The sequence below is a fragment of the Providencia sp. UF-224 genome (assembly GCF_058245955.1).
Genome location: NZ_JBSICC010000018.1, coordinates 16982 through 39820 on the forward strand (window position 1 = coordinate 16982; position 22839 = coordinate 39820).

General features: G+C 43.8%; 18 protein-coding genes. 2 read left to right on the top strand and 16 right to left on the bottom strand.

The genetic code is table 11. The annotated features are described in order from the left end of the window. Positions 1 to 3: 3 nt before the first annotated feature. The 16 genes from dnaE to rpsB form a co-directional block, all read right to left on the bottom strand. Complete coding sequence (gene dnaE / locus AC4IFO_RS15945; RefSeq protein ID WP_490735803.1) at positions 4 to 3486, bottom strand: DNA polymerase III subunit alpha; 3483 nt, start codon at positions 3484 to 3486, stop codon at positions 4 to 6. A gap of 11 nt (positions 3487 to 3497) precedes the next feature. Continuing rightward, a complete protein-coding gene (rnhB, locus tag AC4IFO_RS15950; RefSeq protein ID WP_490735805.1) occupies positions 3498 to 4091 on the bottom strand; it encodes a ribonuclease HII in 594 nt (197 codons plus the stop codon). Next, entirely contained in the window at positions 4091 to 5242 is a 1152-nt protein-coding gene (gene lpxB / locus AC4IFO_RS15955) for a lipid-A-disaccharide synthase (protein WP_490735807.1), read from the bottom strand. The genes rnhB and lpxB overlap by 1 nt, the downstream gene beginning before the upstream one ends. A 53-nt stretch (positions 5243 to 5295) precedes the next feature. Beyond that, a complete protein-coding gene (gene lpxA, locus AC4IFO_RS15960; protein ID WP_490735809.1) occupies positions 5296 to 6093 on the bottom strand; it encodes an acyl-ACP--UDP-N-acetylglucosamine O-acyltransferase in 798 nt (265 codons plus the stop codon). A gap of 1 nt (position 6094) precedes the next feature. Beyond that, positions 6095 to 6547 carry a 3-hydroxyacyl-ACP dehydratase FabZ gene (fabZ, locus tag AC4IFO_RS15965; RefSeq protein ID WP_219244380.1) on the bottom strand — a complete coding sequence of 151 codons (453 nt, stop codon included), beginning with the start codon at positions 6545 to 6547 and terminating at the stop codon, positions 6095 to 6097. Positions 6548 to 6676: 129 nt separating this feature from the next. After that, positions 6677 to 7714 (bottom strand): UDP-3-O-(3-hydroxymyristoyl)glucosamine N-acyltransferase, encoded by a 1038-nt coding sequence (gene lpxD / locus AC4IFO_RS15970; protein ID WP_490735812.1) that lies wholly within the window; start codon positions 7712 to 7714, stop codon positions 6677 to 6679. Positions 7715 to 7717: 3 nt separating this feature from the next. Next, the gene (skp, locus tag AC4IFO_RS15975; protein WP_206083755.1) at positions 7718 to 8212 is read right to left on the bottom strand and encodes a molecular chaperone Skp; all 495 of its coding nucleotides are present in this window, start codon (positions 8210 to 8212) and stop codon (positions 7718 to 7720) included. Positions 8213 to 8301: 89 nt separating this feature from the next. After that, positions 8302 to 10722, bottom strand: a complete 2421-nt coding sequence (bamA, locus tag AC4IFO_RS15980) for an outer membrane protein assembly factor BamA (protein ID WP_490735814.1) — start codon at positions 10720 to 10722, stop codon at positions 8302 to 8304. Positions 10723 to 10763: 41 nt separating this feature from the next. Further along, positions 10764 to 12116, bottom strand: coding sequence for a sigma E protease regulator RseP (rseP, locus tag AC4IFO_RS15985; protein ID WP_490735816.1), 1353 nt, complete (start codon positions 12114 to 12116; stop codon positions 10764 to 10766). An 8-nt stretch (positions 12117 to 12124) separates the two neighbouring features. Next, complete coding sequence (gene cdsA / locus AC4IFO_RS15990; RefSeq protein WP_490735818.1) at positions 12125 to 12985, bottom strand: phosphatidate cytidylyltransferase; 861 nt, start codon at positions 12983 to 12985, stop codon at positions 12125 to 12127. Between the two features lie 12 nt (positions 12986 to 12997). Then, positions 12998 to 13750: a polyprenyl diphosphate synthase gene (gene uppS / locus AC4IFO_RS15995; protein WP_490735820.1), complete on the bottom strand. Its 753-nt coding sequence runs from the start codon at positions 13748 to 13750 to the stop codon at positions 12998 to 13000. A gap of 186 nt (positions 13751 to 13936) precedes the next feature. Further along, positions 13937 to 15130 (bottom strand): 1-deoxy-D-xylulose-5-phosphate reductoisomerase, encoded by a 1194-nt coding sequence (ispC, locus tag AC4IFO_RS16000; RefSeq protein ID WP_490735822.1) that lies wholly within the window; start codon positions 15128 to 15130, stop codon positions 13937 to 13939. A 146-nt stretch (positions 15131 to 15276) separates the two neighbouring features. After that, positions 15277 to 15834: a ribosome recycling factor gene (gene frr / locus AC4IFO_RS16005; RefSeq protein WP_490735824.1), complete on the bottom strand. Its 558-nt coding sequence runs from the start codon at positions 15832 to 15834 to the stop codon at positions 15277 to 15279. Between the two features lie 108 nt (positions 15835 to 15942). After that, complete coding sequence (pyrH, locus tag AC4IFO_RS16010; protein ID WP_206083748.1) at positions 15943 to 16671, bottom strand: UMP kinase; 729 nt, start codon at positions 16669 to 16671, stop codon at positions 15943 to 15945. Between the two features lie 215 nt (positions 16672 to 16886). Then, a complete protein-coding gene (gene tsf, locus AC4IFO_RS16015) occupies positions 16887 to 17738 on the bottom strand; it encodes a translation elongation factor Ts (protein WP_490735826.1) in 852 nt (283 codons plus the stop codon). 143 nt (positions 17739 to 17881) lie between these two features. Beyond that, a complete protein-coding gene (gene rpsB, locus AC4IFO_RS16020; RefSeq protein ID WP_219244390.1) occupies positions 17882 to 18607 on the bottom strand; it encodes a 30S ribosomal protein S2 in 726 nt (241 codons plus the stop codon). Between the two features lie 660 nt (positions 18608 to 19267). Here rpsB and map point away from each other — a divergent pair. Together map and glnD are read left to right on the top strand one after the other, a co-directional pair. Next, complete coding sequence (gene map / locus AC4IFO_RS16025; RefSeq protein WP_353244420.1) at positions 19268 to 20065, top strand: type I methionyl aminopeptidase; 798 nt, start codon at positions 19268 to 19270, stop codon at positions 20063 to 20065. 108 nt (positions 20066 to 20173) lie between these two features. After that, entirely contained in the window at positions 20174 to 22810 is a 2637-nt protein-coding gene (glnD, locus tag AC4IFO_RS16030) for a bifunctional uridylyltransferase/uridylyl-removing protein GlnD (RefSeq protein WP_490735828.1), read from the top strand. Positions 22811 to 22839 lie beyond the last annotated feature (29 nt).

Genomic DNA, 22839 nt, shown 5'->3' on the forward strand with positions numbered 1-22839 from the left:
ATTTTAGTCAAATTCTAATTCTACCTGCTCACTACCCAGCAGAGTTCGAAGATCGTTCAGAAGGGGATCCACGGGTGTCACACGCCAAACAACGCCAAATTTAAGCTTGGCTCTGGCATCGTCCTTCTGGTAATACAGATGAACCGGGATAGTGCCTGAACGATGAGGTTCAAGCGTACTGCGCAGCCGGTTCAGTAATTGATCGTTAATTTGTTTATCTGACAGTGAAATCGCAAGTCCACGTGCATATTTCTCCCTTGCTTCACTAATATCCATTAACTCACGCACTGTCATTTTATTACCACCATTGAAATCATCAAAGCTGACCTGACCGGTGGCTATCAGGATATTGTCTTTTTCCAACATATGTTGGTATTTATCGAGTGCATCTGAAAATAGCATAATATCCAGACGACCGGAACGATCATCAAGCGTACAGATACCAATTCTATTCCCACGCTTGGTTGTAATGACTTTAGCTGAAAGTACTAAACCTACCACAGTTGTCACTTGACCACGAGGGGTTGGGTTCACATCTTTTAATCTAAGGCCATTAGTATAGCGTTCTATTTCACTCAAGTATCGCGTTATTGGATGACCCGTTAAATATAAGCCAAGGGTTTCCCTTTCCCCATCCAATACCACTTGTTCTGGCCATTTTGGCACACTTGCATACGAGCTTTCCACTTGCTCAGGGGCTTCAGCTAACACACCAAACATATCGGCTTGGCCTATGGCTTCGGCTTTCGCATGTTGATCAGCGGCTTTTAATGCATCCTCAAGGGATGACATCAACGCTGCACGGTGAGGACCTAGGCGATCAAATGCCCCCGCCATGATCAGTTTTTCCATCACGCGGCGGTTAATTTTTTTAATATCAACGCGAGCGCAAAGGTCAAAAATCTCTTTGAAAATTCCGCCTTGCTGGCGTGCTTCAACAATGGCTTCAATGGGGCCTTCTCCGACCCCTTTAATCGCACCAATACCGTAAACTATCTCACCTTCATCATTCACATGAAAGTGATAAAGCCCGCTATTGATATCTGGAGGCAATACTTTTAAGCCCATTCGCCAGCATTCGTCAACTAAACCAACGACTTTTTCGGTATTATCCATATCCGCGGTCATTACTGCCGCCATAAATTCAGCAGGGTAATGCGCTTTTAGCCACAGTGTTTGGTAAGAAACCAGTGCATACGCTGCAGAGTGCGATTTGTTAAACCCATAACCGGCAAATTTCTCTACCAAGTCAAAGATTTTCATCGACAATTCGCCATCAACGCCGTTTTTGATTGAACCTTCCTCAAAAACAGAACGCTGCTTCGCCATCTCTTCCGGTTTCTTTTTACCCATTGCACGGCGCAGCATATCCGCACCACCAAGGGTATATCCCGCAAGAACCTGTGCAATCTGCATAACCTGTTCTTGGTATAAAATAATACCATAAGTTGGCTCAAGAACAGGTTTTAACGATTCATGTTGCCATTCTACATCAGGATATGAAATCTCTTCACGACCATGTTTACGGTCGATAAAGTTATCAACCATGCCTGATTGCAGCGGGCCTGGACGGAATAACGCCACCAGAGCGATCATATCCTCAAAGCAGTCAGGACGTAATCGCTTAATTAAGTCCTTCATTCCACGGGATTCTAACTGGAACACCGCCGTGGTTTCAGAGCGTTGCAGCATATCAAAACTTTTTTGATCGTGTAATGGAATGGCTGCAATATCAATCGGTTCTTGGTTTTTCTTAGCCCGACGCGCGTTGATCATCTCCAACGCCCAGTTAATGATCGTTAACGTCCGTAAACCTAGGAAGTCAAACTTCACTAACCCTGCATATTCAACGTCGTTTTTATCGAATTGCGTAACGGGGTTGTTCCCTTCTGCATCGCAATACAGTGGGGCAAAATCGGTAATTTTGGTTGGTGCGATAACCACACCACCTGCGTGTTTACCCGCGTTTCGTGTCACCCCTTCAAGTTTACGCGCCATATCAATCAGCGCTTTCACTTCTTCATCCGCTTCGTAAATTTCAGGAAGCTGTGGCTCCGCTTCAAAGGCTTTTTCTAATGTCATTCCCGGATCAGGGGGAACCAGTTTGGAAATCCTATCCACAAAACCATAAGGGTGGCCAAGGACACGCCCTACGTCACGAATAACTGCTTTTGCCGCCATCGTACCGAAGGTAATAATTTGTGATACCGCATCACGGCCGTACATCTGCGCTACGTGATCAATTACTTGGTCACGTTTTTCCATGCAGAAGTCGACGTCAAAGTCAGGCATCGAGACCCGCTCAGGGTTTAAGAAACGCTCAAACAGAAGGTCAAATTCTAATGGGTCGAGGTCTGTAATTTTGAGTGCATAAGCCACTAATGACCCTGCACCAGACCCCCTTCCCGGCCCAACGGGTACACCATTATCTTTTGACCATTGGATAAACTCCATCACGATCAAGAAGTAACCGGGGAACCCCATTTGGTTAATCACGTTCAGTTCAATGTCTAAACGCTCATCATATGCAGGGCGTTTTTCTGCACGAACTTTTTCGTCAGGGAATAAAAACTCAAGACGTTCTTCGAGCCCTTCTTTTGACCGCATCACCAAAAAGTCTTCAGTTTTCATATCCCCAGTTGGGAATTGCGGTAAGAAGTATTCACCAAGACGAATCGTGACGTTACAACGCTTAGCAATCTCTACACTGTTTTCTAACGCTTCAGGAATGTCGGCAAAAAGCTCACACATTTCCTCTTCAGTACGTAAGTATTGCTGAGGGCTATAGTTTTTCGGTCTTTTGGGGTCAGCTAGGGTGAAACCATCGTGGATGGCAACGCGAATTTCATGGGCATCAAAGTCGCTACTTTCAATAAAGCAGACTTCGTTCGTCGCGACAACAGGCAAACCTTTCTTCGTGGCCAATTCGACGGCAGCATGAAGATAGCTTTCTTCGTCTGGGCGACCCGTTCTGACGAGTTCGAGATAATAACAACCGGGGAAATGCGCTTCATAAAACTCAAGGCACTCATCGACAAGCGCTTGGTTGCCTCGTAATAGAAATTGCCCAATATCCCCTTTGCGCCCACCAGAGAGCAAAATAAGCCCCTCTTTGTGCTTTGCTAGCCAATCACGCTTAATTGTTGGCCCTACAGCGCCATAGCCCTTTTGGTAGGCTTCTGAAATCAAGAGAGTAAGGTTTTGATACCCTTCATTATTGCGAGCAAGAACGGTGAGATGAGAAATTTCATCGCCTAATAATTCGCTTTCTACATAAAAATCCGCGCCGATGATCGGCTTGATCCCTGCCCCATGTGCAGCACCGTAGAATCTCACTAACCCACACAAGTTAGTAAAATCGGTGATTGCGAACGCAGGCATGCCCATTGCTGCCACTTTTTTGACCAATGGACCCGTTTTCGCGAGCCCGTCAATCATCGAGTAGTCACTGTGCACACGCAAATGAATAAAACGAGGTGATGCCATCGATTAAGTACCTATTTTTGACTGTCTAAAGCTCGCCTCACGGGAGCAAAGCTTTTACGATGGAATTCGGTTGCACCATACTGCGCCAATTTTTCTAAGTGGTATGCGGTTGGGTAGCCTTTATGCTTTGCAAAGCCATATTCTGGGAATGCTTTGTCCAGCTCGACCATTTCCCTATCCCGCACGACTTTCGCTAAAATGGATGCTGCGCTAATTTCTTGTACAAGGCTATCGCCTTTAACCACGGCCTTTGACGGCATTGGCAGTTCAGGGCAGCGATTGCCATCAATTAAAACAAATTCAGGGGCGATAGATAACCCTGCAACAGCACGCTGCATGGCTAACATCGTCGCGTGTAATATATTTATTTTATCAATTTCTTCAGGTTCTGCACGACCAATGCACCAACATAAGGCTTTTTCTTTGATTTCGTCGAACAGTTTCTCGCGCTTTTTTTCACTGAGTTTTTTCGAGTCTGCGAGCCCTGCAATCGGGTTATTGGGATCAAGGATCACAGCGGCAGTCACAACTGCGCCCACTAATGGCCCACGCCCGACTTCATCAACGCCAGCTATTAAATTGGCTTTGGGATAGATAAATTCCATTAATTTTTAACCAAATCGAGTACTGCTTCTGCAGCTTGTTTATCTGCATCACAACGGATCAACTGATGCAGATGTAAAAAAGTGTCTTTTAGTTGATTAACTCGTTCGCCACCTTCCAATAATGGAAGAATCTCTTGTGCCAGTTTTTCTGGCTGGCACTCTTCTTGCAGTAATTCTTTGACAATTTCTTTTTCAGCCAGCAAATTCGGCAAGGAGACATACGGGGTTTTAACTAAGCGTTTAGCCAGCCAAAAAGTGAACGGCTTCATACGGTAACCAACCACCATCGGGCATTTAGTCAACATACATTCTAGAGCAGCGGTTCCTGAGGCTAACAGTGTCGCATCTGCAGCAATCATCGCATCACGGGCTTGTCCATCAAGGATATGCACGGATAACTCAGGCGCAACAGTGGCTTTGATTGTATCAAATTGCAGACGGCGCTTTTCATTCACCAGGGGCACTACGATATGCAAATCAGGGAAGCGTTGTTGGAGTATTTTAGCTGTTTGTAAAAAATCAGCACTCAACATTTCCACTTCTGAATGGCGGCTTCCTGGTAATAATGCGAGACATTTTACATTTTCGGGAATACCGAGGCGCGCTCGCGCAGCAAGTTTATCTGGATGTAAGGGAATAGCATCCGCCATCGTATGGCCGATAAAACGACAAGGTACATCAAAACGGTCATAAAACGCTTTTTCAAATGGTAAAAACGCTAAGACTAAGTTTGTAGAACGACCGATTTTAAATACACGCTTTTGGCGCCAAGCCCAAACTGAAGGGCTGACGTAATGAATAGTTTTGATGCCTTTTGCTTTTAAGCGCCCTTCAAGGGTGATGTTAAAATCAGGGGCATCAATTCCGACAAAAATATCGGGTTGTAACTGTGTAAAACGCTGGGTTAAATCTTTACGAATAGATAATAAACGAGGTAACCGACCGAGAACTTCAACAATTCCCATCACGGCTAACTCTTCCATTTCGTACCAAGCTTCACAGCCTTCCGCTTGCATCAACGGGCCTGCAACACCAACAAAGCGAGCATTAGGCACTTGCTCTTTCAGTGCACGAATAAGCCCTGCACCGAGGATATCGCCAGATGTTTCTCCGGCAACAAGGCCAATAGTAAGTGGACGGTTATCAATCACCGAAATTCGCTCCTTAATAAAGGCCTAGTCACGTTAACCACAGCACTTTGTGATTAACGGATAATACCACGCTTAGATTGTGCAGAATCTTCTAAGAAATCACTAAACACTTTAACGTGTTCGTTGACTTTCCCTGCTTCTGCGATTTCTTCACGCGCTTCTTCTAATGATTTACCTGAACGATATAACGTCTTGTATGCATTACGAATAGCATGCAGTGATTCTTTTTCAAAACCACGACGTTTTAAACCTTCAAGGTTTAGACCAAATGGCGTTGCATGGTTACCTTGCGCAATGACATATGGCGGCACATCTTGCGCCACGCCAGAGCAACCACCCACCATAACGTGAGCACCAATTTTACAGAATTGATGCACCGCTGTCATACCACCAATAATCGCGTAATCGCCTAATGTGACATGACCGCCTAACGTCCCGTTATTTGCAATAATGCAACGATTTCCAATGATACAATCGTGAGCAATATGCACGTTAACCATCAGCAGGTTATCATCACCCACTTTTGTTAAGCCAGCATCTTGGACGGTACCACGGTGAATAGTCACACTTTCTCTAATACGGTTTCTATCACCAATTTCAACGCGAGTTGGTTCACCTTGGTATTTCAGGTCTTGGTTAGCTTCACCAATAGACGCAAACTGGAAAATCACATTATCGCGGCCAATTTTTGTGTGACCGTTAACGACAACGTGGGATTTCAGCTCTGTGCCTTCGCCAATTTCAACATTCGCGCCAACATAACAAAAAGGGCCAATACGCACATTGGCGCCAATAATTGCGCCATCTTCGACGATGGATGAAGGATGGATATAGGCAGTATTGTCAATCATATCAGACCTCACGGCGACGGGCGCACATCATTTCTGCTTCGCAGGCCACTTCTCCATCAACTTTTGCAACGCCTTTAAAACGTGCGACTCCGCGACGTTCTTTAATAAATTCAACTTCTAAGATCATTTGATCTCCAGGCTGAACAGGACGTTTAAAACGGGCGTTATCTACCGCTGCAAAATAATACAGTTCACCCGGCTCTAATTTTCCAACGCTTTTAAATGCAAGGATACCCGTTGCTTGCGCCATTGCTTCTAAAATTAAAACACCCGGGAAAATCGGTTTACCAGGGAAATGCCCTTGGAAAAATGGCTCGTTGAAGGAAACATTTTTAACTGCACGCAAAGATTTGCCTTCTTCAAAATCCAATACACGGTCAACCAAAAGGAACGGGTAACGGTGTGGAAGGAGCTCTAAAATTTCTTCAATATTCAGAGTATGATTATCACTCATCGAAATACTCTTCCTGTCTATTAATACGGTTATTATTAACGAATCGGCCTGCTTCAACCTTAAATTAGGTTAACTGGCAGGCCGGAAAACGTAACTCAGATAACTATTTTAGCCTGAATTACAAAATGATTACTGATTTTTTTGATTTTGGCTATCTAATTCGCGTTCAACGTTTTTCAGGCGCTTATTCATCTCATTGATACTTAAGACTAAAGCAGCTGTTTTACGCCAAACTTTATTAGGTTGTAAAGGAATACCTGAAGAGTAAACTCCTGGTTCAGTGATAGGCCGCATGACCATTCCCATTCCCGTTACTGTGACCTTATCGCAAATTTCCATATGACCGTTGATCACGCTCGCGCCACCAATCATACAGTAACGGCCGATTTTTAAGCTGCCAGCCATGATTACGCCGCCAGCAACTGCGGTATTATCACCAATAATGACGTTATGTGCAATTTGGCACTGGTTATCGATAATAACCCCATTGCCAATCACGGTGTTATCTAGTGCGCCGCGGTCAATTGTTGTACTTGCGCCGATCTCGACACGATCCCCGATGATCACAGTGCCTAATTGAGGAATTTTGATCCAATTGCCACGATCATTCGCGTAGCCGAAGCCATCAGAGCCGATCACGGTACCTGATTGCACTAAGCAGTGCTCGCCAATTTCAATATTGTGGTAAACGCTGACATTCGCCCATAAGCGGGTTCCTGCACCAATACGCGTGTTTTTACCCACAAAGCAACCTGCGCCAATTACGACGTTATCGCCCAGTACAACACCACTTTCGATAACGGCATTTGCGCCAATTGCAACATTTTTACCGAGTGTTGCATCATCGGCAATCACTGCGGATGCATGAATATCTTCAGCCGGACTTGGCGTGGTATCCATGATTTGCGCCATCCGTGCATAGGCGAGGTACGGGTTATCAACAACCAGTGCCGCCACTTTGCAGGATTCGAGATCTTTTGCTGTAAGAACCACCGCAGCAGCTTGGCATTCGGCCAATTTATCACTGTAACGGCTGTCAGATAAAAAAGTTATCTGTTGATTATTCGCTGAATGCATGGGAGCAATACTGGTGATGACGATATCGCCATCACCATGTAATTGTGCATTCAACTGCTGAGCAAGGTCAGCCAATCGAATTGAAGACATCTATTATTTAACCTGTTTTTGAACCTGACTAGTGATGTCGATACTATCTTTTGCATACGCAACTGCGTTTGCATCGATAACAACATCGTAGCCTTCTTTAGCAGCAACAGACTTAATAGAGTCCTGAATACGAGTTAAAATTTTATTACGCTCTTCACCTTGACGACGACGGTTGTCTTCTTCAAATTTCTGCGCTTTTTCAGCAAAAGTATCACGTTTAGTCATGAGTTCGGATTCAAGCTTTTCGCGCTCACTTTGCTTCATGGTAGCACCATCACGACGCAGTTTTTCTACGCGTGATTGCAGGTCTTTTTCCAGATTCTGCAATTCAGTAGCACGGCTTTTGAATTCGCTTTCAAGCTGTTTAGCAACGGCTTCACGCGCAGGCATATTTTGGAAAATTTCGCCAACATTTACGATAGCGATTTTTTCAGCATAAGCACCCGCAGACATTGCTAAAGCAATACTCACACCCGCTGCACACAACAATTTTTTCACACTAAACTCCTTAACCCATATGTATGGCTGGAAATTTTGGTTGCTCCCATAAAATTATGGGAGCCTTCATAGATAGAAACTAGTGTAGATTACCACGTTCTACCAATATTAAATTGGAACTGTTCTGATTTATCCCCATCGTAGTCCTTAATCGGCTGCGCATAAGAGAAGACCAGTGGTCCAAGTGGGGACATCCATTGTAAAGCTACACCCGCTGAAGCACGGATATTAGACGCCTTACCGTAGTCAGGCATACCCGCACGCCAATCAGATGGAATACTGTTCCAGTTAGTGTCCCATACCGTACCCGCATCAACGAAGAGAGAGGTACGAACAGAGTTCGAATATTTCTCGTCGATAAATGGCGTAGGCGTAATTAACTCAAATGATGCTGCATACATGGCGTTACCACCGACTGCATCACTTGATGGGCTACCTGGCTCTGGACCAGCCACACCTGTCGTTTTATCACGCTTCAAATAAACCGCTTTCGGACCGATATTGTTCGAGCGGAAACCACGAATGGTGCTAGAACCACCCGCATAGAAGTTTTCATAGAATGGCATTTGTTTGCTGCCAATACCGTCACCGTAACCCGCTTGAGCACGACCCAGCACAACCCATGTTTCATCTTCATCTAATGGGTAGTACTGCGCAGTATCAAAACGCAGTTTATAGTATTCGTTATCAGAGCCTGGAACAGTCACTTTACCAGAGACGTTCGTTTTGTTACCCGACGTTGGGAAGAAACCACGGTTTAACGAGTTGTAAGTCCAACCTAAGTTAAGCGTGAAGTCATCCGCATCAAAGCTTTCTTTATTACGGCCATTCTCTGTGATTGGTGGATTTTTACCCATAGAATCAAGGTAATCCCACATCGCAGCTTGCGCACGCATATCAGACAGTTTGTTATGAACATAACCCGCACCTACGCGGAAAGAGTTATTTTCATTGAATGGGAAACTTAAGAAACTATCTAAGCCATATGTTTTGTTGTTATAGCCAGACAGGTCAGCATCTTTCGCACTAAAGTCGTTATAGAAAATACGACCACCCAAGCTCACACCATTAACGGTGAAGTAAGGGTCAGTAAAGGAGAACTCAACGTTGGTTGAATAATCATTTTTACTTGCGTTGATACCAACCGCGTTACCTGTACCTAACCAGTTATCTTGCGTAACACCAACTTGGAAGCTCACGCCACTTTCTGTACCAAAACCGATACCGAAGTTCATCGAACCTGTATTACGTTCTTTAACTTTATAGATAACATCAACTTGGTCAGGGCTGCCCGGCACACGCTGAGTTTCAACATCAACGGTTTCAAAGAAACCAGTACGGTTCAGACGCTCTTTTCCGAGCTCAACAAGGTCGTTCCCCAGCCATGCCCCTTCCATCTGACGCATTTCGCGACGTAGGACGGTATCTTTACTGGTGTCATTACCTTGGAAACGAATTTCACGAACGTAGAAACGGTTACCTGCATCGATATTCAGATGCAATTTAACGGTTTTATCTGCGTCGTTAATTTCAGGCTGAGTCATCACTCGAGGATAGGCGTAACCGTAACGACCAAACAATTCTTTGATCTGGTTTTCCATTCGAGTCACTTGCGCACCGTTGTATAACTCACCCGGTGTGATTGTGATCAACTCTTTGATTTCATTTAAATGTTCAGCCGTATTACCATTAATTTCAACGCCAGAAATTTTGTACTGGTCGCCTTCAGTAATGTTAATCGTGATATAAATGCCTTTTTTGTCTGGAGTCAGACTGACTTGGGTAGAGTCAATATTAAAGCGTGCATAACCGCGATCAAGGTAGAAACTGCGCAGCGTTTCTAAGTCACCCGCCAGTTTTTGCTTCTGATATTTTTGGTCAGCCGCAAGGTTCCACCATGGTACATCATCACGTAATTGCAGCTTGTTAACCAATTCAGCGGTCGTGTAGTTTTTGTTACCCACGATGTTAATCTGCTGAATTTGCGCAGACACACCTTCGGAGAACACAAATTTTAAATCGACACGGTTGCGCGGTAATGGCGTTACAACGGCTTTAACTGTCGCGTTGTATTTACCCACACTGTAGTAAAAGTCTTCTAAGCCTTTTTCAATATTCGCGATTGTTGTGCGGTCAAGTGCCTCACCCACACGAATATTTGAAGCCTCCAAGTTCTGCTTGAGCATATCGTCTTTAACAGATTTATTACCTGTAAACGTGATGCTTGCGATGGTTGGCCGCTCTTTAACTTGAACGATCAGCGTGTTTCCATCACGCAGGACCCTAACATCTTCGAAGTTACCGGTTGAGAATAGGGAACGAATTGAACGACTGATATCGTCGTTATCAATTGAATCGCCCACCCTAACAGGCATGTTCAATAATGCTGCACCAACGGCGACGCGTTGTAGACCTTCGAAACGAATGTCTTTAACTACGAATCCGTCTGAACCGTATGCAGTGGCGCTGCCTAGAAGCAGCGACGCTATGAGCAACTTTTTCATCGCCATCGTTGTTATGCGTATTCCTTACTGGTCCCCGGCTTACAAAATTAGAAGCGAGAGAAATCATTAAAAAGTGCAAGTCCCATTAACAGAATCAATGCCATTGCACCTATCCGAAAACTAAAGTCTTGTACTCGCTCAGACACTGGACTTCCCTTAATTTTTTCAATTAATAAGAAGAGCAAATGCCCCCCATCTAAAACAGGCAATGGAAACAGATTGATGATACCTAAATTCACGCTAATAAGCGCAATAAACATCAAATAATATACCAAGCCTGATTCGGCGGATACCCCCGCTCCTTTCGCGATAGATATCGGACCGCTTAAGTTATTGAGTTTGACATCCCCAACAACTAATTTACCCATCATGTTGACCGTTAGCTTCATCAACTGCCACGTTTTATCACTTGCTTGGTAAAACGCAGAAAATGGCCCATATTGTTGCACCATTTTATATTCATCTGCTAACGGTAACACTGAAAGTTCCACACCCGCAAATCCAATTTTCTCACCACGCTGCCCATCTTGGCTATCTGGCGTTAAGGTGAGTGAAACACGTTGTGAAGAACGTTCAATTTCTAACTTTAACGGCGTTCCCGGATTCATACGAATGATTCGAGTCACAGGGTTCCAATACCCAAGTTCCTCACCGTTAACACTTACAATTCTATCGCCCGGAATTAACCCTGCGCGTTCACCAGCCTGACCCGCTGTGACTTTCTGAATCACCGGATCGATTCTGGCTGAAACAGGCATGATGCCAATTGACAAAATCGGGTCTTGTTTTTCAGGGTCAAATTTCCAATCAGTTAAATCAACTGTTTTGGTCATGGGCTCACTATACCCTTCTGGCACCACTTCAGCGGTTAACTCGCGATCGCCAATTTTAGCCACTAATGCTAAACGCGCTGAATTCCAATCAGGTGTTTCGATACCATCAATGGATTTTAGTTCCATTTTAGGTTCAAAATTTGCAGCCGCGGCAATCGAATCTGGTTTTATATCCGCAATAATTGGCTTCACTGATGGAACGCCAATCATAAAGACTATCCAGTAGACAACAATAGCCAGTAAAAAGTTCGCAATTGGACCCGCGCTAATAATTGCGGCACGCTGCCCCACGGTTTTATTATTAAACGCTTCATGCCGGCGTTCAGGTGAAACCTCACCAACACGTTCATCCAGCATTTTGACATAACCGCCCAGTGGAATTAGTGCGAGGACAAACTCAGTACCGTGTTTGTCTACTTTGCGCCACAGCGTTTTACCAAAACCAATGGAGAAACGCTCAACATAAACACCACAGCGGCGTGCAACCCAATAATGACCAAATTCGTGTACGGTAATCAGCACACCAATTGCAATAATAAATGCCGCTAAGCTCCAAATAAATCCCATTTATCTTCCTACAGACCAAAGCCGTTAAAAATTAACAAATTCAGCCCAGCAAATACTGGAATTGCCGCAGTTAGGCTATCAATACGGTCAAGAATACCACCATGACCAGGGATTAAATGACTACTGTCTTTAATGCCAGATTGGCGCTTAAACATACTTTCAGTTAAATCACCAAACACAGATACTACAACAACAATAATTGAAGTCACTAGCAAATAATCTGGCATAACAGGGATTGGTGCGTATGCACTAAATACCCAAGAAATAATCCCAGCAGTGATTAGACCACCCACGAGGCCTTCCCACGTTTTACCCGGCGACACTTTCGGTGCCATTTTATTACGGCCGATTGTACGCCCAAAGGCATAAGCACCAGAGTCAGCTCCCCACACCAGTAACATGACATACAGCAACCACCATGCACCAATAGCGGTATCATTCTGGTAGCCCACAGTACGCAGTGCCATCATTCCGCAGTAGAAAGGGATTATAGTTAATACGCCAAATAATAAGCGAATAATAACAGATTTACCCCACGATGCAGACGCAGGGTAAGTCACAACGAGCACAATAGCGACAATCCACCAAACTAGCCCTGCCCATAACCCATAAAGAATTATTGGCGAATTGGATAATGATGTGATGTCAGGAATCGAAAATTGCATTGCCAGCAAGATTACTGCAAAAACAATGGCTAAGCCAACACGCTTAACCTGTGAGTGCCACCCTGCAAATTGAGCCCATTCCCAAGCACCGAGAGCAGAAACAGCAACCACTACTAAACCAAAATTCGCTGGAGAAAGTAAAAACAACGCCGCAATAACAATTGGTATTAATACTATCGCAGTAAGCAAACGATATTTCAGCACATCTATCCCCTATTATTTGACAAGTTCGTCATCTGATTCAGCCCCACCATAACGACGCTCGCGCTTACTAAATGCATCAACCGCATCCTGAAACACCATTTCATCAAAATCTGGCCACAAAACGTTGGTGAAATAAAATTCCGCATAAGCGACTTGCCATAATAGGAAGTTGCTAATTCGATGTTCTCCCCCTGTTCTGATGACTAAGTCGACACACTCTTGGTCATGCATACAGATTGAGTTATTAATGGAGTCTTCATTGATATCATCAATGGAAAGCTCACCACTTTGTACTTTCGCAAAGACTTGCTTCACGCTATTAGCGATATCCCAGCGCCCACCATAGTTCGCCGCAATATTGAGTTTTAAGCCTGTATTGTTTTGCGTTAATGCCTCTGCTTTATCAATGCGTTTTCTCAGGCGCTCGCTAAAACGGTCAATATCCCCTATCACTTTTAATTTAACATTGTTCTTGTGTAGGTTTTTGACTTCATTATCGAGTGCAAAAACGAATAATTCCATCAAAGAACTCACTTCTTTTTCAGGACGTCTCCAGTTTTCACTACTAAATGCATAAAGCGTGAGCGAACTAATTTTATTTTTTACCGCAAAACGCACAGAATTACGTACAGATTCAACACCTGCCTTATGGCCTGTTATTCTGAGTTTTCCTCTCTGCTTTGCCCATCGCCCATTACCATCCATAATGATAGCGACATGCTTCGGCATCATCGATTCAGAGAGATTTTCACCACTAGAGTTCATTAAATGTTAATCCTTGTGAGTACCGCTTTGAGAATTCCACTCAATAATAACCACTATTATTAAGTTTGCTGATAAGACACATCCTTAATTCTCTGCTAAATACTAGGTTATCTTTCTTTTTTTAAACGCATCACATATTAAAGATAAATTATGGTTATCAGCAACTAAATAAATCACATACCAAGCTTAAACTGTCTGAGCGATTATTTTTGCCGCATCGCGGCGCGCACATTCGTCGATTTCTAAGACCTCTTCAATAGAAACAGGTTCAGAAAAAACTTGGCTTTCTAATATTTTGTGATTAATTTTCGCGATATCAGTAAAGCGAATTTTTCCTTCAAGGAACGCCGCAACCGTCATTTCATTTGCCCCATTCAGCGCCGTTGTTGCTGCTTGACCTTGATGGCAAGCATCAATCGCCAGTTTCAAACAAGGGTAACGCTGGTAATCTGGTTGCACAAATGTTAATGATGAAAGGCTAGCAAAATCAAGCGGTTTTGCACCTGACATAATACGCTGCGGGTAAGCCATGCTATATGAAATCGGCGTGCGCATATCGGGCGTACCAAGCTGTGCGATGACACTACCATCGCGGTATCTTACCATCGAGTGGATCACCGATTGAGGGTGAATAATCACTTCCATTTGGTCAGCATTGGCATTGAAGAAATAGCAAGCTTCAATATATTCTAGCCCTTTATTCATCATTGTCGCTGAATCAACAGAGATTTTACGCCCCATCGACCAATTTGGGTGATTGCACGCTTCATCTGGAGTGACATTATCAAAGTGCGATAATGGCGTTTCTCTGAACGGGCCACCTGAGCCTGTTAAAACAATACTGGAAATACCTGAAGCAGTTAGATCGGCAAAACCTAAATTGAGCTGAATAATTTCAGGCAAACTTTGGAAAATTGCATTATGTTCACTATCAATTGGAAATACTGATGCATTATGCTGACGAATCTCATTAAAGAATAAACGGCCACTGGTAATCAAAGACTCTTTATTCGCTAATAATATTCTTTTGCCTTTGCGGATCGCTGCCAAGGTGGGTAATAACCCAGCCACACCCGTAATTGCTGACATTACTTGGTCTGCATCATCAAGGCCTGCAAGGTCAATCGCTGCTTGTTTACCTGATAACACTTCTGTTTTGTTATTATTTTCAGACAAAATCGTCCGTAATGCCTTCGCCGATGACTCATCCGCCATGGCGGCATATTTCGGATTAAACTCAAGGCATTGCTTTGCCATTTCGGCAACATTTTTACCTGCAACTAGGGCAAGAACTTGAAATTTTTCAGGATTTTGACGAACAACAGAAAGTGTATTGGTACCTATTGAACCTGTTGAACCCAGGACTGTCAGACGTTTCATAGTGATCGGATGCTCTGTATTAATTCAATACTGAGATTATATCAGCTTAGTGATAAGAAAGGATTTTTTAATGGGTACAAAAATAATAAAGCCACGCTAACGCACACTTTTTGAGTATGCATTGGTGGCTTTACCATTATGATGGATTAAAACTCCATCAACTCTGTTTCTTTTTGCGCTAATGATTCATCAACTTTCTTGATGTAGTTATCAGTCAGCTTTTGAATGTCATCTTGTGAACGACGCTCATCATCTTCACTGATTTCTTTATCTTTTAGCAGCGCTTTAACTTTATCGTTAGCGTCACGGCGTACGTTACGAACCGCGATACGACCTTGTTCAGCTTCACCACGAACCACTTTAATTAAGTCTTTACGACGCTCTTCCGTTAACGGAGGAAGTGGAACACGGATAACGGTGCCCGCAGAAGAGGGGTTCAGACCTAAATCAGACGCCATGATCGCTTTTTCAATCGCAGGTGACATGCTACGGTCAAAAACAGAAATAGCTAATGTACGTGAATCTTCAACCGTCACGTTAGCCAACTGGCGCAGAGGTGTCGCTGAGCCATAATATTCAACAGTAATACCATCTAATAGGCTTGGAGATGCGCGGCCTGTACGAACTTTACTGATTTGGTTTTTGAATGCTTCAAGGCTCTTTTCCATACGGTCTTGAGCATCTTTTTGGATTTCGTTAATCACGTTTTCAACCCTTAAGAACTGATTATTAAAGGCCGCAATGCGACCTCGCTTAAATTGTCTGAATTTATCTTAGATAATACATTTAAACTCAGGCTGTGTCTCTGAGTATTAGTTGTGAGAAATCAGAGTACCTTCGTTTTCGCCCATGACAACACGGCGTAATGCACCCGGTTTATTCATATTGAAAACACGGATTGGTAAGTTATGGTCACGGGCTAATGTGAAGGCTGCTAAGTCCATCACTTTTAACTCACGCTCCAAAACTTCTTGATAATTCAGGTTTTCATACAATACCGCATCTGGGTCTTTTGCTGGATCAGCGGAATAGACGCCATCTACTTTTGTGGCTTTTAACACGACATCTGCTTCAATTTCAATACCGCGTAAACACGCCGCAGAGTCTGTTGTAAAGAATGGATTACCTGTTCCCGCAGAAAAAATAACAACACGGCCGTGACGTAATAAGCTAATGGCTTCCGCCCAGCTGTAATTATCACAGACGCCGTTTAATGGAATTGCAGACATCAGTCGTGCATTCACATAAGCACGGTGCAAAGCATCGCGCATCGCGAGTCCATTCATCACCGTGGCTAGCATACCCATGTGGTCACCGACAACACGGTTCATACCAGCTTGTGCCAAACCAGCACCACGAAACAGGTTACCACCGCCAATAACCACACCGACCTGTATACCCAGTTCTATGAGTTCTTTGATTTCCTGAGCCATACGATCTAAAACGCTAGCATCGATACCAAAACCTTCTGCGCCTTGTAAGGCTTCGCCACTTAATTTAAGCAGAATACGCTGATAAACGGGTTTTGCATTGGTAGCCATGGTGTTCTGTCCTAACAGATTATTTATTGGGGTAACATACGCAGAACACGCAGGTTCTACATACCTAAATTTGAATAGAGTTTTACAGCTTGATTACCCACGATATTTTTCAAGTCAAAAGGTAACGTTGTGGTCTCTCATGCCCGTTAACTGATGTTTGCTACTCGAAAGAAACGTGAATAAAACAGAGCCGCCAATTGGCGGCCCTTAGTTGATTACTTGCTCATCGCAGCAACTTCTGCTGCAAAGTCAGTTTCAACTTTCTCGATACCTTCACCTACTTCGAAACGAAGGAAACCAGAAACAGTAGCACCTTTCTCTTTCAGTAAGTCACCAACAGATTTGCTTGGGTCCATTACGAAAGGCTGGCCAGTCAGAGAGATTTCGCCAGTGAATTTGTTCATGCGACCGATAACCATTTTTTCAGCGATTTCGCGTGGTTTACCAGATTGCATTGCGATGTCTAACTGAATTTGGTGCTCGTGAGCAACAACATCAGCTGGAACGTTGTCTGGAGTCACATATTCAGGTTTGCTTGCAGCGATGTGCATAGCGATGTGTTTCAGTAATTCTTCGTCTGCGCCTTCTGCAGCAACTAAAACACCAATACGAGCACCGTGCAGGTAGCTACCTACTTGTGCGCCTTCCAGAATAGCAACGCGACGAATATTGATATTTTCACCAATTTTCGCAACTAAATTTGTACGAGCTTCTTCGAATTTTGCTTTCAGCGCATCGATGTCAGCATTTTTGTCAGCAACAACAGAAGCTAAAACTTCTTTACCGAATGCTAAGAAACCTGCGTCTTTAGCAACGAAGTCAGTTTCACAGTTCAGCTCAACCAGAGCACCTGTTTTACCACCGTTGAAAACTTCAGTCAGGATAACACCTTCAGCTGCAACACGGCCTGCTTTTTTAGCCGCTTTTGCTTGACCTGATTTACGCATGTTATCAATCGCTAATTCGATGTCGCCGTTAGCTTCAACAAGTGCTTTTTTACATTCCATCATACCTGCGCCAGTACGTTCGCGCAGTTCTTTTACCAATGCAGCGGTAATTCCAGACATGTGATTTATTCCTCGATATTCCCCGTGGGAGTCTTCCCCACGTGGATAGTTCTGATTCATATATAAAAGGGGCCTAAATCAGGCCCCTTCTAACATATAGCAGTACCTGTATAGCAATACCTGTTAATAAGGATAAAACCTTATTATTCAGCTTCTACTAAGCTTTCTTCTGCTTGAACAGCCAGATCTTGCGAACGACCTTCACGAACGGTGCTTGCTACAGCGCCCAGATACAGTTTGATTGCACGGATTGCATCGTCGTTACCAGGGATAATGAAATCAATACCATCTGGATCAGAGTTAGTATCAACGATAGCAAATACTGGGATACCCAGGTTGTTTGCTTCTTTGATAGCAATGTGTTCGTGGTCTGCATCGATAACGAACAGAGCGTCAGGTAAACCGCCCATATCTTTGATACCGCCTAAGCTGTTTTCTAACTTAACCAGTTCACGAGTACGCATCAGCGCTTCTTTCTTGGTCAGTTTGTCAAAAGTACCGTCTTGTGATTGAACTTCTAAATCTTTCAGACGTTTGATTGACTGACGAACAGTTTTCCAGTTAGTCAACATTCCGCCTAACCAACGGTGGTTAACGAAATATTGGTCACAGCTGTTAGCAGCTTCTTGAACGGCTTCGCTTGCAGCACGCTTAGTACCAACAAACAGAATTTTGCCTTTACGAGAAGCAATTTTAGTCAACTCAGCCAAAGCTTCGTTGAACATTGGAACAGTCTTTTCCAGGTTGATGATATGAACTTTGTTACGCGCGCCGAAAATGAAAGGTTTCATTTTTGGGTTCCAGTAACGAGTCTGGTGACCAAAGTGAACGCCCGCTTGTAACATATCGCGCATGGAAACAGTTGCCATTTAATACCTCTGTATTTAAGTAATTGGGGTTATGCCTCCACGAATCCCATACTACCGACTCTAAAGCTGCGTCTAAACGCATAAGAGCACCCCGGCGTACGTGTCGATTCGTGTGTGTTATACACAATTGAGTTTAAGTTTCGCAAATCCAATTTCCTTTTCAGGAAACCTCATTTTGCTGCCATAAATTGACATTTCAATGAAGATGAGAAGAAATAATATGGATTGCCGGCGCGCTTTATACCATAAAACCAACTTAGAAGCCAACTTTTGTTGATTTTTTCGCTCACAAAAGTGACAAAAAAACAGATTTTATGGGTCGCATATCGCCTATCTGATACAGGATTTGCATCCCATTAATTATAGACCTTTTTTGATAAGATGAAAAAGCCCTATTTTTATGATGGGCATTCATCCACTTAGCGCCAATTTTTTGCAATTTGTGCGGTGAAAAGCTCAAAATGAACAAGGCTCTCTCCTCTGTTCTTCTATCCTAATAGCAACTTCAACTCTCGAACCTTTCGATAGCAGGTTGGCAGAAAATGCGGTGGCTGTTACCATAAGTGTCATTAATGCTAAAAAATGGTCTCAAAAACCCATTTTCAACCTCTCATTTTTTAACATGTCATCAATCATTGCTGGCATGAATGGACTGAACTCATGGCTATTATTATCAAAACTGAAGAAGATATTCAGAAAATGCGCGTTGCTGGCCGCTTAGCAGCCGAAGTATTAGAAATGATCGCACCGCATGTGGTACCGGGTGTGAGCACGGGTGAACTTGACAGACTTTGCCATCAACACATTGTTGACGCACAACAAGCTATCCCGGCTTGCCTGAACTACCATGGTTTCCCAAAATCCGTTTGTATTTCCGTCAATGATGTTATCTGCCACGGTATTCCAAGTGATGACAAAATCCTAAAAGACGGTGATATCGTCAATATCGATGTCACTGTGATTAAAGAAGGCTTCCACGGCGATACATCCATGATGTTTATCGTTGGAAAACCGACAATTCAAGGCGAACGCCTGTGTCAAGTCACTCAAGAAAGCCTGTATTTAGCGATCCGTATGGTTAAGCCAGGTATTCGCCTGCGTACTATCGGTAAAGCTATTCAAGAATTTGTTGAAAAACAAAGTTTTTCAGTCGTTCGTGAGTATTGCGGACACGGCATTGGTGAAGGTTTCCATGAAGAGCCACAAGTGTTGCACTATGATGCCGATGACAGCGGTGTTGTTCTGCAAAAAGGTATGGCGTTTACCATCGAACCGATGGTAAACACTGGCGACCACCGTATTCGCACCATGAAAGATGGTTGGACGGTGAAAACCAAAGACCGCGGCTGGTCTGCGCAATATGAGCACACATTAGTGGTTACAGATAACGGCTGTGAAATTCTCACTCTGCGTAAAGAAGAAGAACCTTTTATTTCTGCCGTTTTAGTCAACGAATAAATTTCCCCAAGAACCCTCAATTAAGGGGGTTCTTTCTCTGTTCATCTTTCACAAAAAACCGTAAGCTGGTTGTAGTTTCTTTATGGCTATCAATACGGAAAGATAAAGATGACGGCATCCTCTGCAACGTATCTCGCTCCAAACCACTTCACTGCCCACGACCTTGACCTCGCTGCTTTAAGGCAACATGTTGATGATTTTGACAGTTGGCTTGAGGACAGCTTTAATCAAGGTAAAGATGTGGTTGATTTGATTCACATTCGCAGTGACTACCTTGATGCATTGCTGACAAGGTTGTGGCAGGCTTTCGAATTCGACAAACAGACGAATATGTCCCTTGTTGCTGTCGGGGGTTATGGGCGACATGAGCTCCACCCGCTTTCTGATATTGATATTTTAATTCTAAGTAAACACCCCGTTTCCGAGGATATCGCTGCAAAAATCGGCCAATTTATCACGTTACTGTGGGATTTACGTTTTGATATTGGGCACAGCGTTCGCTCTCTTGCTGAATGTATCGAAGCTGGCAATGCTGATTTAACAACAGCAACTAATTTAATTGAGTCACGGCTTATTTGCGGTGATATAACCCTTTTCTTGTCACTACAAAAAACCATTTTTAGTGACGATTTTTGGCCGTCAGCGACCTTTTTTGCCGCAAAAATTGCTGAACAGCAAGAGCGCCACCAGCGCTATCACAGTACCAGTTATAATTTAGAGCCAGACATTAAAAGCAGCCCTGGGGGTCTACGGGATATTCATACCCTACTTTGGGTAGGAAGGCGCCATTTTGGTGCGACAACCGTCGATGAAATGGTCGGTTTTGGTTTTTTAACTGAAGAAGAGCGCCAAGAGCTGAAAGAATGCCTCACTTTCTTATGGAAAATTCGTTTTGCGCTCCACTTGGTGGTGAAACGCCACGATAACCGTTTACTGTTCGACCGCCAATTTAGCGTCGCGCGTTTATTAGGCTACGAGGGTGAGAAAAACCAACCCGTAGAGCGCATGATGAAAGACTTTTATCGTGTAACTCGCCGCGTGAGAGAGCTGAATCAAATGCTATTGCAGTTATTTGATGAAGCCATTTTAACCCTTAAACCCAATGAAAAACCGCGCGCAATTGATTCACAGTTTCAATTGCGCGGCACACTAATTGATGTAATTGATGAAAACCTGTTTATCAACCAGCCCGCCGCTATCTTAAAAATGTTCTACCAAATGGCGCGCTACCCAAACATCACAGGTATCTATTCCACAACATTGCGCTTACTGCGCTTTGCACGGCGAAACTTGAGCGTGCCGCTATGTGAAATTCCTGAAGCACGCAAGTTATTCCTAAAAATTCTGCGCCACCCGCGAGCAATTAAAGGCGCATTTGTCCCCATGCACCTGCACAGTGTACTGAGTGCCTATACGCCGCTTTGGAGCAACATTGTTGGGCAAATGCAGTTTGACTTATTCCACGCCTATACCGTTGACGAACATACCATCCGTGTCTTACAAAAAATCGACAGTTTTACACTTGAAGAGAATCGCCGAGAACACCCTTTGTGTGTCAGCGTTTACCCTAAACTGCTGCAACCTGAAATTTTACGCCTTGCAGCTATCTTCCATGATATCGCCAAAGGCCGTTCAGGAGATCACTCAGACTTAGGCGCTGATTTTGTGTATGACTTTGCGCTACAGCATGATTTATCAACAAAAGAAGCTGACCTTGCTGCATGGCTTGTCAAAAACCACTTATTGATGTCGGTTACCGCACAACGCCGAGACATTCAAGACCCTGATGTTATCAAGCAGTTTGCGAGTGAGGTGAAATCGGTTTCTCGACTTAACTATTTGATGTGTTTAACCGTTGCTGACATTTGCGCCACCAATAGCACCTTGTGGAATAGTTGGAAGCAGAGCTTAATTCGTGAGCTATTTTTGTCAACAGAACACCAACTCAACCAAGGTATGCAAAGCACGCCAGATTTACGAGAGCGCATTCGTCATCACCGAAATCAAGCGTTATCTCTGCTTCGCCCTCTTGCTATTGATGAAGAGAAACTGCAAAAACTGTGGTCACGCTGTCACGCAGACTATTTTTTACGCCACACCCCATCACAACTCGCTTGGCATGCAAAAAACCTGTTAAATCATGACCTAACTAAACCATTAGTGTTAATCAGCACACAACCAAAACACGGTGGAACAGAAATTTTTATTTGGTGCCATGATAAATCGCATTTATTTGCCGCAGTGGCCAGTGAGCTCGATCGCCGCAACTTAAGTATTCACAGCGCTCAAATATTCACCAACAAAGACAACATGGCGATGGATACATTTGTAGTACTCGAACCAAATGGCTCGCCACTCGCAAAAGACCGCTATGACCACATTCGGAAAATGTTGTTACTCGCGGTACAGCAACCTGAAATTTCCCTACCGAAACAACGTACATTACCCGCAAAGCTACGTCATTTTACCGTTCCCACTAAGGTCAATTTCTTGCACTCCACCAATGAGCGCCGTACCTATATGGAATTATTCGCATTAGATCAACCGGGTTTACTGGCACGAATTGGCCATGTTTTTGCACAGCTAGATATTTCTTTATACGGCGCGAGGATCACCACAATTGGCGAAAAAGTTGAGGATTTCTTTGTGTTAGCAGATAAAGAACACAAAGCGCTCGATAAAAATATGCAGCAAGAGTTATCAGAAAGGTTGACAGAAGCCCTAAAATCGAAGGATAAAATATAACGTTCATCACATTTTTCTGGTGAACGCTC